The 14048-nt window shown below is 70.0% G+C and carries 10 protein-coding genes, 1 pseudogene and 1 riboswitch; of the genes and pseudogenes, 6 read left to right on the forward strand and 5 right to left on the reverse strand.

Translation table 11 applies throughout. The features are described from left to right. Positions 1-496 precede the first annotated feature (496 nt). Positions 497-751, forward strand: a complete 255-nt coding sequence (locus tag ACJQWM_RS10775) for a WGR domain-containing protein (RefSeq protein WP_332703045.1) — start codon at positions 497-499, stop codon at positions 749-751. An 83-nt stretch (positions 752-834) separates the two neighbouring features. Continuing rightward, on the forward strand, positions 835-1932 hold the full coding sequence (gene hemE / locus ACJQWM_RS10780; protein WP_332703043.1) for a uroporphyrinogen decarboxylase: 1098 nt from the start codon (positions 835-837) through the stop codon (positions 1930-1932). A 300-nt stretch (positions 1933-2232) separates the two neighbouring features. Here the strand turns inward: hemE and ACJQWM_RS10785 are convergent, their stop codons facing one another. Further along, on the reverse strand, positions 2233-5928 hold the full coding sequence (locus tag ACJQWM_RS10785; RefSeq protein ID WP_332703041.1) for a hybrid sensor histidine kinase/response regulator: 3696 nt from the start codon (positions 5926-5928) through the stop codon (positions 2233-2235). Positions 5929-6197: 269 nt separating this feature from the next. Here ACJQWM_RS10785 and ACJQWM_RS10790 point away from each other — a divergent pair. From ACJQWM_RS10790 to ACJQWM_RS10800, 3 genes and pseudogenes are all read left to right on the forward strand, one after another. Beyond that, a pseudogene (locus tag ACJQWM_RS10790) lies at positions 6198-6761 on the forward strand (YceI family protein); the annotation flags it as partial. A 200-nt stretch (positions 6762-6961) separates the two neighbouring features. Then, the gene (locus ACJQWM_RS10795) at positions 6962-7531 is read left to right on the forward strand and encodes a cytochrome b (protein ID WP_332703039.1); all 570 of its coding nucleotides are present in this window, start codon (positions 6962-6964) and stop codon (positions 7529-7531) included. A 9-nt stretch (positions 7532-7540) separates the two neighbouring features. Beyond that, entirely contained in the window at positions 7541-8119 is a 579-nt protein-coding gene (locus ACJQWM_RS10800) for a YceI family protein (RefSeq protein WP_411306815.1), read from the forward strand. 213 nt (positions 8120-8332) lie between these two features. On the opposite strand, the gene ACJQWM_RS10805 is transcribed toward ACJQWM_RS10800, so the two are convergent. Next, positions 8333-8560: a glutaredoxin family protein gene (locus ACJQWM_RS10805; RefSeq protein WP_332703035.1), complete on the reverse strand. Its 228-nt coding sequence runs from the start codon at positions 8558-8560 to the stop codon at positions 8333-8335. Between the two features lie 103 nt (positions 8561-8663). Here ACJQWM_RS10805 and ACJQWM_RS10810 point away from each other — a divergent pair, with 103 nt between their 5' ends. Then, positions 8664-10046 carry an L-serine ammonia-lyase gene (locus ACJQWM_RS10810; RefSeq protein ID WP_332703033.1) on the forward strand — a complete coding sequence of 461 codons (1383 nt, stop codon included), beginning with the start codon at positions 8664-8666 and terminating at the stop codon, positions 10044-10046. A 303-nt stretch (positions 10047-10349) separates the two neighbouring features. Here the strand turns inward: ACJQWM_RS10810 and ACJQWM_RS10815 are convergent, their stop codons facing one another. The 3 genes from ACJQWM_RS10815 to metX are packed head-to-tail and all read right to left on the reverse strand — an operon-like array spanning position 10350 to position 13821. Further along, positions 10350-11513, reverse strand: a complete 1164-nt coding sequence (locus tag ACJQWM_RS10815) for a homoserine dehydrogenase family protein (protein WP_332703031.1) — start codon at positions 11511-11513, stop codon at positions 10350-10352. Next, on the reverse strand, positions 11510-12754 hold the full coding sequence (locus tag ACJQWM_RS10820) for an O-succinylhomoserine (thiol)-lyase (protein WP_411306816.1): 1245 nt from the start codon (positions 12752-12754) through the stop codon (positions 11510-11512). The genes ACJQWM_RS10815 and ACJQWM_RS10820 overlap by 4 nt, the downstream gene beginning before the upstream one ends. After that, complete coding sequence (gene metX / locus ACJQWM_RS10825; RefSeq protein ID WP_332703027.1) at positions 12751-13821, reverse strand: homoserine O-succinyltransferase MetX; 1071 nt, start codon at positions 13819-13821, stop codon at positions 12751-12753. Before metX ends, ACJQWM_RS10820 begins: the two co-directional genes overlap by 4 nt. Before the next feature lie 88 nt (positions 13822-13909). Beyond that, a riboswitch (SAM riboswitch) is annotated at positions 13910-14037 on the reverse strand. Positions 14038-14048: the final 11 nt, after the last annotated feature.

A 14048-nucleotide genomic window follows, 5' to 3' on the forward strand; every position in this document is an offset into this window, starting at 1 on the left:
AGACGCTCCAGTGGCGTTCGCCGGCCGAAGTGTATTTCGAGCACTACATCAAGGCGCGCGACGGGCTTGCTCCGGGTGATGCACTTGGAACTTGACTGCGCCAACCAAAGAAAGGGCTCTCCCCGACACACCTCCCGTGCGGGCGTGGAGTGGCGCGGGGATTTTTCGACTCGCCATCCATGGCTCGGTCGAAAAACGGCGGCCATCCATGGCCGCCGCCCCTTCGGGGTCTGTGGAGATACGAGGCGGATGGATTGGCGCGATAACGGCAACAGCAACAGCAGGGGCAAGGGCAAGAGCAAAAAGTACAAAAAGCCAAGCCGTGGAAGATCAAAATGGATTCCAGGGACGGCGCGCACCGGGTGTGGCACGACAACAGCGATGTCCGCTGGAACTACGGCCGGAACCGCTCGCTGGATGATGAAGAAGGCGATCCGCGAGCCATCCCACAAGCCGCGCACGCCCAAAGCACGCCACCGGCTACAATCCGCCCCCCATGCGCCTGTTCCTGCAACAACGTTCCGACGGCAGCGAAGCCCCGCGCTTCGTGCAGTTGATGCTGCAACCCGACCTGCTGGGCGGGTGGGCGCTGGTGCGCGAGTCCGGTCAGATCGGCGGTCGCAGCCAGTTGCGGCGCTCGCAGTTCCTCGACCGCGAATCGGCGCTCTCCGCGCTGGAGCAGGCGCGTGACCAGCAACTCAAGCGCGGTTTCCAGTTGATGTTCAGCCAGGGCACCGAAGCGCCCAAGTGACTCGGCCATCGATCCCGTCGTTTATCCCCTCGCGCGTCGACACGCGCCCCACCCTGCACGCGCCCACGCGCCGAGGACCCTGCATGACCGCACCCGACTCCACATCGCCCCGGCCACGGACCGGCAACGACCGGTTCCTGCGCGCGCTGCGCCGCGAGCCGGTCGACCGCACGCCGGTGTGGCTGATGCGCCAGGCAGGCCGCTACCTGCCCGAGTACCGCGCGACGCGTGCGCAGGCCGGCAGCTTCCTGGCACTGGCGAAGAATCCGGAGCTGGCCTGCGAGGTCACCCTGCAGCCGCTGCGGCGCTTTCCGCTCGACGCGGCGATCCTGTTCTCCGACATCCTCACCGTGCCCGACGCGATGGGCCTGGGGCTGTACTTCGTCGAGGGCGAAGGCCCGAAGTTCGAGCGCCCGCTGCGCAACGCAGCCGACATCGACCGGCTCGCGGTGCCTGACATGGGCAGCGACCTGCGCTACGTGATGGATGCGGTCGGCACGATCCGCCGAGAGCTCGACGGCAGCGTGCCGCTGATCGGGTTCTCCGGGAGCCCCTGGACGCTGGCCTGCTACATGGTCGAAGGCGGCGGCAGCAAGGATTTCAGCAAGGTCAAGGCGCTCGCGCTCAACGACCCCCGGGCGATGCACAAGCTGCTCGACGTGGTGACCGACGCGGTCATCGCCTACCTCGACGCGCAGCGGGTGTCGGGTGCCCAGGCGATGCAGGTGTTCGACACCTGGGGCGGGGTGCTGTCGCCAAGAATGTACCGCGAGTTCTCGCTGCGCTACCTGCAGCGCATCGCCGCCGAGCTGCCGCGCGGCGATGGCGAGACGCATGCGCCGCTGATCCTGTTCGGCAAGGGCAACGATCCGTACCTGGAGGAACTGGCCACATGCGGCGCCGAAGCCGTAGGCGTGGACTGGACGGTGGAACTGGGCGAGGCCGCGCGCCGCATCGGTGGGCGGGTGGCGGTGCAGGGCAATCTCGATCCGGCGACCCTCTATGCCGAGCCCGAGGCGATCCGCCGCGAGGTCGGCCACGCGCTCGACAGCTACCGCGACGGCAACGGCGGCTCGCGCGAGGGTCATATCTTCAACCTGGGCCACGGTCTGTCGCCGGACATGCAGCCCGACCACGTCGCCGCGCTGGTCGATGCGGTGCATGAGCTCAGCGCACGTTGAGGCGAAGGCAGCGGAGCAAGCTCCGCTGTGCGACGCGCCCAAGGACTTTCGTGCACCGACGGCTTTTCGTAGGAGCGGCCCATGGCCGCGAGTTTTTCGTTCAGATTGCGACAGAGCTGCCCCGGCGCTGAAGTGGCCCATAGGCGCGACCGCGTTTTCGCCGGCGCGGGGAAAGCATCGCGGCCATGGGCCGCTCCTACAGGGGATGATCGCGATGTCCCGTAAAGCCGAGCTTGCTCGGCTGCTCCCGCGCCGGCTTGTAACAACGACAAACGCCAAGGCAGCGGAGCAAGCTCCGCTCTACGGGGTTGGGGCAGGCGCCGGCAATTCCGCCGACGCAGGCGCCACCGACTCCAGCAGTTGCCGCAGCATCGCTGCGGTCACCGGCTTGCGCAGGAACGCGTCGAAGCCGGCGGTCCGCGTCAGCGGCTCGGCATCGGCATCGGCGCGTGCGGTCAGCGCGATCAACGGCCGCTCGAAACCCTGCGCACGCAGCTGTCGCGCGAGCACGAAGCCGTCCATGCCGGGCAGGTCCAGATCGAGCAGGACCGCGTCGAAACCGGCAGTGGCGACCTCGGTCAGCGCCGCCAAGCCGTTGCCCACGTGGGTCACCGCGTGGCCCTGGCGGCGCAGCAGCCCGGTCACGACCTCGGCCACGGTCGGGTCGTCCTCCACCAGCAACAGCGCCAGGGACCGGGCAGCACCCGCCGCGGCGCTGCGGTCGGGACGCTCGGCGGCGGGTTCGAACGCAACCGCTCGCAACGGCAATGCAACGGTGAAGCGCGTGCCGGCGCCAGGCGCGCTTTCGACCTCTATCTGCCCCTCCATTGCCGCGGCCAGCTCCTGGCAAATCGCCAGGCCCAGGCCGCTGCCGCCGTAGCGCGCCGCGGTGCGTGCGCCTTCTGCCTGTTCGAACCGGCGGAACAGGCGGGTCTTCTGCTCGTTGTTGAGCCCGGGGCCGGTGTCGCCCACCTCGAAATGGATCAGCGACGCGGCAGCGGGAGTGACCCGCAGCCACACCGAGCCGCGCTCGGTAAACTTGATCGCGTTGCCGAGCAGGTTGAGCAGCACCTGGCATACGCGCTTGCCGTCGCCATGCACGCCTTGCGGCAGCTCGGCGGCGACCTCCAGCCTGAACTCCAGCCCGCGCTGACGTGCCAGCGGCGCCATCAGCGCTGCGGCTTCGTCGATCAATGCACGCAGGTCGAATGGCTCGTCGGTGAGTTCGAGCTTGCCCGATTCGATGCGCGCGAGGTCCAGCGCGTCGTTGACCAGCCGCAGCAGGTGGTCGCCGGCCTGGCGGATCGACTGCGTATAGCCGCGCTGCTCGGGATCGAGTTCGGTGGTGAGCAGCAGCTCGGTCATGCCGAGCACCCCGGTCATCGGCGTGCGCACTTCGTGGCCGAGCGTGGCGAGGAAGCGTGTCTTGGCGAGCGAGGCTTCCTCGGCGACGTGGCGTTCATGCTCGGCGCGCTGCTGCGCCTGTCGGCGCCTGAGCCGGTCGCGCCAGGCATCGACGCTCCACCAGCCCAGCAGCACCAGCAGGCCCACCGCGCCGGCCTGGGCCCACGACGTTCGCCACCACGGCGGCTGCACGCGGAAATTCAACACATGCTCCACCGCGGCATTGCCGACGGCATCGACGGCGCGCGCGCGCAGGGTGTGGGTGCCCGGTGGCAGGCCGGCGAACACCCGCTCGCCGCTGTGACCGTGCGCGACCCAGCCCTCGTCGTAACCTTCCAGCCGGGTGAAGTAGCGGTTCGATGCCGGCGCATCGAACGCCAGCAGGCGCAGCTGCACGCGCAGTTCGCGATCGTCCGGTGCGAGCGACCAGCCGGTGTCGGCATCGCCCGCCAGCGAAACCCAGCGTCCGCCGCGGCGCACTTCCAGCCGGTCCCAATGTAGCGCCGGCGTCACCGGCGGCGGGTCCGCGGCCAGCGTATCGACCAGCACCACGCCGCCGTCGGCGACCGCGGCGACCAGCAGGCCGGCATCGGTCAGGGCCATCGCGCGCTCGTGGAACTCCTGGCTGCTCAGGCCGTCCTGTACGCCGAAACGCCGCGCATGGCGTTGCCGCGGATCCCAGCGATACAGCCCGCGCGAAGTCGACAGCCAGACGCGATGGTCGCGGTCGATCCGCAGCGCCGCCGCCTCGAGCGCCGGGATGCCCTGCTCCACGCCGACCCGCTCGATGAGTTGCCAGCGCTCGCCGCTGCGGCGGTAGTGCTCGAGCCCGCCGAGTCGTTGCAGCCACAGCGCATCGGCGCCATCGAACGCGAACGCGAACACGCGCTCGCCGGGCGCGATCCCGGATGCCGGCACCAGCCGGTCGCCCGCGTCGTCCCAACGGGACAACCCGCGCTCGTCGGCGACCCAGAGCCGGCCATCGCTGTCGAAGTCAATCCATTCGATATCACCGATCCCCAGCCCTTGTTCCGGGCCCGGCAGGATCGTGCGCAACACCCGGCCGCTGTCCGGATCGCGTTGCTGCAGGCCCGCGCCGGGGCAGGCCAGCCAGACGCTGCCGTCGGGGGCGAGCTGCAGCAGCGTGATCGCGCCGTCCAGCGGCGCGTCGCTGCCAGCGCCGGTGCGCCATTCTCGCAAGCCGCCAGCGGCGTCCGCGTCCGCATCGATCCGGATCAATGCGCCACGTTCGCCCAGCCACAGTCGGCCGGCGCGGTCCTGCACGCCCGCCGTCAGCCGTCGTCCGTGCAATCGCTCGAGCAACGGTTCGGCGAGCGGCCGCACGACGCCGTCGCGACCGAGTCGCTCCACTTCGCCGCGGCCACCGACCAGCCACACCCCGCCCTCCCGAGCCGGCATCACCGCGCGATACAGCTCGCTGGCCAGCCCGCCGTGCTCGCGCGAATACTGCGCCAGCCGGCGCCAGCCGGGCCGCAGGTACCCCAGCCCGGCGCCCGGCACCGGCACCCATAACGCGCCGTCGTCCTGGCGCAGCATCTGGAAGATCGCGCGCACCGGCCCGTTGGCGCCGATTGGCACCGGATACGGCACACCCTGCGGCGCGACCCGCCACAGCTGCCGGTGGCTGGCGATCCAGTACTGGCCATCGTCGTCGGCGGCGACATCGAAGATCGCGTTGGGGAACTCGAACATCGCCGACCACGACGGCACGTGCCAGTGGCCGTCGGGCTGCAGCCGGAATGCACCGCTGCCGGCGCCGACCCAGAGCGCCTGCCCGTCCGGCACCACCGAGAAAATGGTCGGGGCCGGCTCGCTGCCGGGCAGCGCCAGACGCTCGAAGTCGCGGCCGGTCCAGCGCGCCAGCCCTGCGGTGGTGCCGACCCACAGCCGCCCGGCATCGTCGAAGCGCAGCGACAGCACCGTTTCGGACGGCAGGCTGCGCGGGTTGCCGGGCTCTGGCATATAGCGGCTGATCGTAGGCGCGCCGTCGCCGGCCAGCACGAGCCGATGCAGACCGCCGCCGAACGTGCCGAACCAGAGCACGCCGTCGCGACTGGTCAGCGCCCACACGTCGTCGCTGCCGATCCCCGGCAGGGATGCCTGGCGGAAATGGCGGAACCCCTTGCGGTCGGCATCGAGCAGGCTGAGCCCGAATCCTTCCACCGCCGCCCACACCCGGTCCCGCGCGTCGACGTGGACCGCGGTGATGTAGTTGCCGGGCAGCGCGCGCGGGTCGCCAGGCACATGCCGCCACACCCGCACATCGATGCCGTCGTAGCGCGCCAGGCCGTCGCTGGTGGCCAGCCAGACATAACCCGACCGGTCGCGGGTGACGCCGGTGATGTTGCTCGACGGCAGGCCGTGCTCGACACCGAGGATGCGCAGGCGCGGCATTTCACCAAATGCCTTGGTTGGCGTGCCTGGCGTGCCCACCGCGGCCGCCGCGGTGGTGGCCGCCAGCGCCGGCACCGACAGCGCAAGGCCCAGCCACAGGCCGGCCGCCTGCAGCACGCGCCAGCCATATACCCCGACGAGCCCGCGGCCGGGTCCGGTCCTGCTCGAATGACGCATGCCAGCTCCCCTTCCCTGCACCGGCGCAGCCTCGCGGTGGCCGGCATCTTCCCTGTCCAGGCGCTAGGCTCGGCCATTCCGGCAGCGCCCGCAACTCGCCTCGCGACGCTGCGTTGCGCGGCCGGAGCGACAGAATTACCCGCACCGGCCTAGTATGGGTCGCTGACGCAGAATGATTCGGGCCCCGGGGCACCCGATTCGTCGATTATGCAAAGCGGCAGGCTCCCACCGCTGGAGAGCGCATGCCCCACCTGTGCCGCAGTGCCGCGATGCTCGTGCTGGCCGTTGCATGTGCCGGCTCGCACGCGTCCGAGACGCAGGCTTACGCGCTCGACCCGGTGCACACGCGCGTGCTGTTCGCGGTCGAACATGCTGGTTTCTCGCAGGCCCTGGGCACGGTGTCGGGCAGCACCGGCAGCCTGCTGTTCGATCCCGATGACTGGTGCAGCGCGCGGCTCGAGGTGAGCGTGCCGCTGACGCGGCTGGAGCTGGGCGACGCCCGCTGGAACGCGGCCACGCTCGCGTCCAACCTGCTCGACGGCGAGCGCCATCCCCACGCGTATTTCGTGTCATCCGCCATCGAACCGCTCGATCGGCAGCATGCGCGGGTCTGCGGCGAGCTGACCCTGCGCGGCGTCACCCGGCCGCTGTGCCTGGAGGTGACTCTCAACACGATCAAGCGCCACCCGCTGCCGCCGTTCCGCCGCACCGCCGGATTCTCGGCGACCGCCACGCTGAGCCGCAGCGACTTCGGCATCGACGCGTGGAGATCGGTGATCGGTGACCGGGTCGAGCTGCGCATCGAGGCCGAAGCGGTGCGCGACGACGAGGCGGCCGCTGCGTTCGCGCCGTCCCCCATTGATCCCGACGCCGAGCGGCCCGATCACGACGCGCACCAGGAGGGCGTTGGTGAAGGCCCCGTCATCGGCGACAGCATCGTCGAGGACCTCAGCCCCGTCGAGACCAGCCCGGATGAGGCCAGCACCGACGAGGTCCTGACCGACGGTGACCCGCCACCGCCGGACCCGGCGCCATGAGCTGGAAGAACACCGCCGAGCGCTGGGGACCCATCAGCCAGTTGCTGCACTGGGCGATCGTGCTGCTGCTGGTCGCGATCGCCACCATCGGGCTGGTCATGGGCGACATGCCCAACACCCCGCGCAAGATCGAGGTCTATGCACTGCACAAGTCGCTCGGCCTGACCCTGCTGGCGCTGACCGTGCTCCGCCTGGGCTGGCGGCTCTACGCGGGCGCGCCGCCGCCGGTGCCCGGCACGCCGCACTGGCAGCGGCATGCCGCCCGCCTCAGCCATGCCGCGCTGTACTTCATGCTGTTGGCGATGCCGCTCACCGGGTGGCTGTTCAACTCCGCCGCCGGCTATCCGCTGCAGTGGTTCGGCCTGTTCAACCTGCCGGCGCTGGCCGGCCGGGACGAGGCCCTGCGCGCCACCGCGCTCGCGCTGCACAACAACGGCTTCTGGCTGCTGCTGGCGCTGGCGCTGGCACACACCGGGGCCGCGTTCCATCACCATGTTTTCCTGCAGGACGCGACCCTGTCGCGCATGCTGCCGCGTCGCCGCACGCGCGGCGGCGGCGCGCGCTGACCACCTTCATTGCGGAGCCCGATGATGTCGAAGAAGTACCTAGCCCGCTTCGCGCTGATGGGCGCGTTTCTCCTGGCCCCCTGCGCGGTCGCCACCGAGTACGTGCAGGCGCCCGGCTCGACGCTGGCCTTCGCCACCGAATACCAGGGCGAGGTGTTCGTCGGGCGTTTTCCGCAGTTCGACACGCGCCTGAGCTTCGATCCGCAGCAATTGGCGACCGCCAGGCTCGAGGTCGCAATCACCCTGGCCGGCGCCGATACCGACAACATCGAACGCGACGAGACCTTGCAGGGCCACGACTTCTTCGATGTCGCAAGGTCCCCTGTGGCGCACTTCAGCGCGGACCGGTTCCGCAGCCTGGGCGACGGCCGCTACGTCGCCGATGGCACCCTCACCCTGCGCGGTGTCAGCCGACCGGTCGCGCTGGCTTTCACCTGGACACCCGGCGAGCGACCGGTGCTGACAGGCCGGGCGACGGTGCGCCGTCTGGATTACGGTGTTGGCGGCGGCGACTGGGCCGACACCGACCTGCTGCCGGACGCGGTGGCGGTAAGCACGCGGGTGGTGTTTGTGCCTGTCGGCGAGTGAGCCCTGTCCGGCGGTTTGCTGGCCATCGCGGCGACGCTGGGTCCCCCTTCATCCTGATCCTGGCGTTGCCGTTGCCGTTGCCGTTGCCGCACAACGCAAATAAATCCATGGCGCCACGCCGTCCCTTCGGGGCTGTGGAGCGACGAGATCGTTTGATTCGCGTTGTAAGGCAACAGAGCGAATGGGCCTGAATAGAGACCCGTGCCCCGGGTGTCATCCGGCCAGAAACCGCCGCAGCCGCTCGCCATCGAACGGCCAGTCCAGTTCGATCCCACGCGCCACATCGCGCAACACCGGCACCCGGATGCCGTAGCGCGACTCCAGCGCCTCGTCGCCGTCGATGAACACGCTGTCGGGCTCGGGCGCGCGCGCCTGCGCCAGTACCTCGAGCGCGAGGTCGCACAGGTGACAGTCGTCGCGCTGGTACAGGATCAGTGACATTGCGCAGGTGTGGCCGGTGACGCCAGGCGGTGCGGCGGGACGCGTAGAATAACGGGACCATCGTCCCCACCTTCAGATATTCGCCGCCGCTTCGGAGTCCTACGTGGCCGTCAGCAGTTTCGACCTGTTCAAGATCGGCATCGGGCCGAGCTCCTCGCACACCGTGGGGCCGATGCGGGCCGGGGCGCGGTTCATCGAGCGCTGGCTGATCGAGAACGGTGATCTCGAACGCACCGCGCGGATCCGTGCCGAGGTGTTCGGCTCGCTCGCGCTGACCGGCCGCGGCCACGGCACCGACAAGGCGGTGATGATGGGCCTGGAGGGCCACCGGCCGAACCTGATCGATCCGGACGTAATTCCGTCCGCGCTGGAACGCATCCGCGGCGAGAAACGCATCAAGTTGTTCGGCCGCCACGAGATCGGCTTCGACGAGAAGCACGACCTCATCATGAACAAGCGCCAGAAGCTGCCGTTCCATACCAACGGCATGCGCTTCACCGCGTTCGATGCCGCCGGCGAGGTGATCGCCACGCGCGACTACTACTCGGTCGGCGGCGGCTTCGTGGTCAACCAGGACGAGGCGGCCGAGGACCGGATCGTCGCCGACGAGACCCAGCAGCCCTATCCGTTCCACTCCGGCGACGAGCTGATCGCGCAGTGCGGGCGCAACGGGCTGAGCATCGCCGAGCTGATGTACGCCAACGAGCAGGTATGGCGCACGCGCGAGCAGATCGACGCGGCGCTCGATGAAATCTGGGCCGCGATGCAGTCCTGCGTCGAGCGTGGCATCCGCTCGCCCGGCACCCTGCCCGGCGGGCTGCACGTCAGCCGCCGCGCGCCGTTGCTGCATGCCGAGCTGACCGAGCGTCCCGGTGCGGCTACCGATGACCCACTGGACATGCTCGACTGGGTCAACCTGTTCGCGCTCGCGGTCAACGAGGAAAACGCCGCCGGCGGCCGCGTGGTGACGGCGCCGACCAACGGCGCGGCCGGCATCATCCCGGCGGTGCTGCACTACTACGATCGCTTCGTGCCGCACTCCAGCATCGAGGGCGTGCGCACGTTCCTGCTGACCGCCGCGGCAGTCGGCATCCTCTACAAGGAGAACGCCAGCATCTCCGGCGCCGAAGTCGGCTGCCAGGGCGAGGTCGGGGTGGCCTGTTCGATGGCGGCCGCCGGCCTGACCGCTGCGCGCGGCGGCACCGTCAGCCAGATCGAGAACGCCGCCGAGATCGGCATGGAGCACAACCTCGGCCTGACCTGCGACCCGATCGGCGGCCTGGTGCAGATCCCGTGCATCGAGCGCAATGCGATGGGTTCGGTCAAGGCGATCAACGCCAGCCGCATGGCAATGCGCGGCGACGGCAAGCACAAGGTCAGCCTCGACAAGGTGATCAAGACCATGCGCGACACCGGTCGCGACATGCGCGACAAGTACAAGGAAACCAGCCGCGGCGGGCTTGCGGTCAACGTGATCGAGTGCTGAGCCGCCGTTGCGGACCAGCAGCGGAGCATCGCAGCGCGCTGGACCAGCTTCGTGCCGAGCGGTTACCGGCGGTCATGCCGGGCATCGTCCGGGGCGGTAGAAAGTTAGGTTTGCCGCCGAGCGGCCGGTGGATTCTTATGTCGACCGCTGCTGGCGCGCGGCGAACTGCAGTTGTTGGGCAGCAAGCTCGGCGCCCCACCGGAGTAAGGCCGTGCCGGAGCGCAGTCCGCCTGCGCAGGCGCTGGTTGGCCTCTCGCGCCGGGAGCGCGAATCCTGCTCCTGGCTAGCAAACCAGGACAGCACCTAGGCGAGCCGCGAACGAGCCCGGGCGATCCGCAGCACATCGTCCAGCAGCCCCGCCGCGGTCACGTCCGCACCGGCGCCGGGCCCCTGGATCAGCAGCGGCTGGGTGGAATAGCGGTCCGACCAGATCGCCACACGGTTGTCGGTGCCGGCGCCGCCGGCCAGCGGGTGATCGGCCGCGAGCGATTCGAGTCCGATGCCCGCGCGGGCCTGGCCGGTGTCGTTGCGTTCGAGCCGGGCGATAAAGCGCAGCTTCGCCCCACTCTTGTAGGCGGCGGCGAAACGCTCGCGCAAAGCGGCATCGAGCATGGGCAATGCGGCGTCGACCTGCTCGTGGCGCAGTGCCGCAAGCGCCGGCGGCACCAGCGATTCCACCTCGACCTCGTCGGCCTCCAGTTCGACCCCGGCCGCGCGCGCCAGGATCAGCAGCTTGCGCCGCACGTCCTCGCCCGAGAGGTCCTCGCGCGGGTCGGGCTCGGTGTAGCCTGCCTGGCAAGCCTCGCGCACGAATCCTGAAAACGGGCGCAGGCCGTCGTAGTGGTTGAACAACCAGGCCAACGACCCCGACAGCACGCCCGCCACGGCGCGGATGCGGTCGCCGCCGGCGCGCAATTCGCGGATCGAACGCAGCAGCGGCAGCCCCGCACCAACCGTGGCGGCGTCGCCGTATTCGGCGTGACCGCGCGTGCAGCCGGCCCGGATCGCATGCCAGCGGGCCAGACCGGTGCCCTGGGCGAGCTTGCACGCGGTGACCACGTGGATGCCTTGCGCCAGCCAGCCGGCGTGGCGCTCGGCGACGGCGTCGCTGGGCGTGGCGTCGATGATGATACGGGTGCCGTGCTGGCCCAGTGCGCCGGTCACCTGCTCGAGCCCCGTTCCGCCTGCGAACGGAGCCGGCAGGAATGACCGGAGCACCCCGTCGCCAGCTTCCGTGGCGGCAGCGCCAGGCGCTTCGCGCCACCTCCTGTCCTTGGGCGTGGGTGTGTAGGCGGTGCGCGAGTTGGCAACGTACACCAGCGACAATCCATGTCCCAGCGATGTCCCGCCCCACCCGTCCAGACGCTGCAGCACTGCACCGCCGACCGTGCCGGTGCCCAGCAGGACCAGACGCGCCGGCAGGTGCGGATGGGCTTGCGGGTTTGCCGCGACACCGACTGCGTTCATTTGAGCGCGCGCCCGTTCCTGGCGCTGGCCGCGCCCGCTTTCGCCGCCCGCGCCAGCGCGGCGGCGATATCAGCCAGCAGGTCATCGACGTGCTCGATGCCGACCGAGAGACGCAGCAAGCCGTCGCCGATGCCAGCCGCCAGCCGCGCGTCCGGCGACATTGCCGCGTGGGTCATCGTCGCTGGGTGCGCGACCAGGCTCTCCACGCCGCCCAGCGACTCGGCCAGGGTGAAGCACTGCAGACCATCCAGGAACGCACGCACCACCGCTTCGGCGTCCGCTCCTTCCCCGTGTTGCAGTTCCACGCTCAACATCGCGCCGAAGCCATGCTGCTGCCGCGCTGCCAACGCGTGGCCCGGATGGCTGGCAAGCCCCGGGTAGTGCACCGTGCGCACCGCCGGATGCGCATCGAGCAGCTCGGCCAGCGCCAGCGTGTTTTCCTGGTGCACGCGCAGGCGCGCATCCAGCGTGCGCAGGCCGCGCAATGTCAAAAAGCTGTCGAAGGGCGCACCGGTGATGCCCAGGCAGTTGGCCCACCAGGCCAGTTGCTGGTGCAGTTCCACCTCGCGCGCTATGACCGCGCCGCCGACCACGTCGCTGTGGCCATTGATGTACTTGGTGGTCGAATGCACCACCACGTCGGCACCGAAGGCGATCGGCCGCTGCAGCGCGGGCGACAGGAAGGTGTTGTCGACCACCGCGAGCGCCCCGGCCGCATGCGCGGCATCGATCACGAAGCGCAGGTCGGTGATGCGCAGCAGCGGATTGGACGGGGTCTCGATCCAGACCACCGCCGGGCCGGTCGCCAGGGCCTCGGTCAGCGCGCGCGGGTCGGTGAGGTCGGCGGTGACCAGCTCGAACGCGCCCTTGGCCGCAAGCGCATTGAACAGTCGCCAGCTGCCGCCGTAGCCGTCATGCGGCACCACCAGGCGGTCGCCCGGTTTAAGGCAGGCGTGCAGCACCAGCGTGATGGCGGCCATGCCGGTGGCGGTGATCACCCCGCCGGCGCCGCCTTCCAGTTCGGCCAGCGCCTCGCCGAGCAGGTCACGGGTCGGGTTGCCGCTGCGGGTGTAGTCGTAGGTGCGCTTGTCGTCGTAGCCGGCGAAGCTGAAGTTGGACGACAGCACGATCGGCGGCGTGACCGCACCGAACGCGGCATCGCGGTCGATGCCGGCGCGCACCGCGGCGGTGCAGCGGTTGCGCGCTCGCCCGGGGGGCACGGCGGTATCACGCGCGCTCATGCCGCCACCGCCACGGCGCCGGCCAGGGCATCGTTGATGACGGCGGCGATATCGGCGTCCTCCTTGAGGAAGGCATCGTGCCCGTAGGGCGAGCGCAACACGCGCAGGCGCGGCTCCTGCGCGCCTGGCGCACGCCCCAGGCGTTCGACCAGGTCGTAGGCGTCGGCCACGGGTATCAAGCGGTCCTCCTCGACCGCGACCACCGTCACCGGCACCTGCACCTGGGCCGGGTCGAGCGTTTGCAGGTCGATCGATTCGGACAAGCGCAGGAACGCGGTCGGCGAGGTCTTCGCCACATACTTGCCGGCGCAGTGATCGAGGTAGTCCTCCGCGGCCACGCGCACGCGCCCGTCGCGCACTTCGGCCGCACCAAAACGCGCTGCGAACTCGGCCGGCGTGCGGTAGCTCAGGATCGCCAGCTGACGTGCCAGTTCTAGCCCATGCGTCTCATCGCACTGCAACGCACCCAGCGCGACCGCGCGACGTTGCAGCGCGCGCCACGCGCTCGCATACGGGTGCGCGCGATGGCTGCCGCTGATCGAAACCAGTTGCCCCAGGCGCCCGCCGTGGCGCGCGGCGAACTGCAGGCCGACCATCGCGCCGTAGGAGCAACCGACGAACGCTTCGATCCGCGCCAGGTCCAGCGCATCGAGCAGCGCGGCAAGCGCATCGGCCTGGTCGGCCGGGTCGATCGCGACGTCAAGGCATCCGTCGGCGCCGAGCCAATCGAAGCCGAGCACGCAGTGCCGGGCGGGGTCGATCGCGCGTCCGGCGCCCACCTGCGCGTCCCACCAGCCGGGTTCGGCATGGTTGCTATTGCACGACACGTGGCGGTCGGCCGAGATGCCGCCAGCCACCACCACGACCGGCAGGTGCGCGGCACCTAGGATTTCATAGCGCAGCGTGACCGTCCGGCGACCGGCGTGGCGTAGCTCGAGCTGGACGGTGAATTCGCCGCGCGTCGCGCCCGACGTGCGCGCGGCAACCGCCTCGGTGGTGACAGGCGAGGCGCTGAGCAATGGCGCGTGGCGCTCGGGACAGGACGGGGTGGTGTCGATCAGGCTCATGGCAGGCATCCGGAAGTGGCGGGGCCATCGAGCTGACGGAAGCAGACACGCACCGGGTCGAGCGAACGCCATGACCGGGCCTGCCAAGCAACCATCTTTCGGTGACCGCACCCGAGAACGGACGAGTCACCGCAGGAATTGGCACCTGGCGCGGCTTGCACTGCGCTGGTTGCCCCGGCGTCAAAGGGCCTGTCCCTCTGCCGGTCTCGATGGATGGGATGCAGCTT

Origin of the sequence: Novilysobacter longmucuonensis (genome assembly GCF_046600735.1) — a bacterium.
GTDB classification, from domain to species: Bacteria; Pseudomonadota; Gammaproteobacteria; order Xanthomonadales; family Xanthomonadaceae; genus Novilysobacter_A; species Novilysobacter_A longmucuonensis.

Excerpts from the sequence above, each read along its gene's own strand:
- ACJQWM_RS10775 (WP_332703045.1), top strand. The coding sequence starts at position 497 with ATGCGCCTGTTCCTGCAACAACGTTCCGACGGCAGCGAAGCCCCGCGC.
- hemE (WP_332703043.1), top strand. The coding sequence starts at position 835 with ATGACCGCACCCGACTCCACATCGCCCCGGCCACGGACCGGCAACGAC.
- ACJQWM_RS10815 (WP_332703031.1), bottom strand. The coding sequence starts at position 11,513 with ATGAACGCAGTCGGTGTCGCGGCAAACCCGCAAGCCCATCCGCACCTG.
- ACJQWM_RS10820 (WP_411306816.1), bottom strand. The coding sequence starts at position 12,754 with ATGAGCGCGCGTGATACCGCCGTGCCCCCCGGGCGAGCGCGCAACCGC.
- metX (WP_332703027.1), bottom strand. The coding sequence starts at position 13,821 with ATGAGCCTGATCGACACCACCCCGTCCTGTCCCGAGCGCCACGCGCCA.
- ACJQWM_RS10785 (WP_332703041.1), bottom strand. The coding sequence starts at position 5,928 with ATGCGTCATTCGAGCAGGACCGGACCCGGCCGCGGGCTCGTCGGGGTA.
- ACJQWM_RS10795 (WP_332703039.1), top strand. The coding sequence starts at position 6,962 with ATGAGCTGGAAGAACACCGCCGAGCGCTGGGGACCCATCAGCCAGTTG.
- ACJQWM_RS10805 (WP_332703035.1), bottom strand. The coding sequence starts at position 8,560 with ATGTCACTGATCCTGTACCAGCGCGACGACTGTCACCTGTGCGACCTC.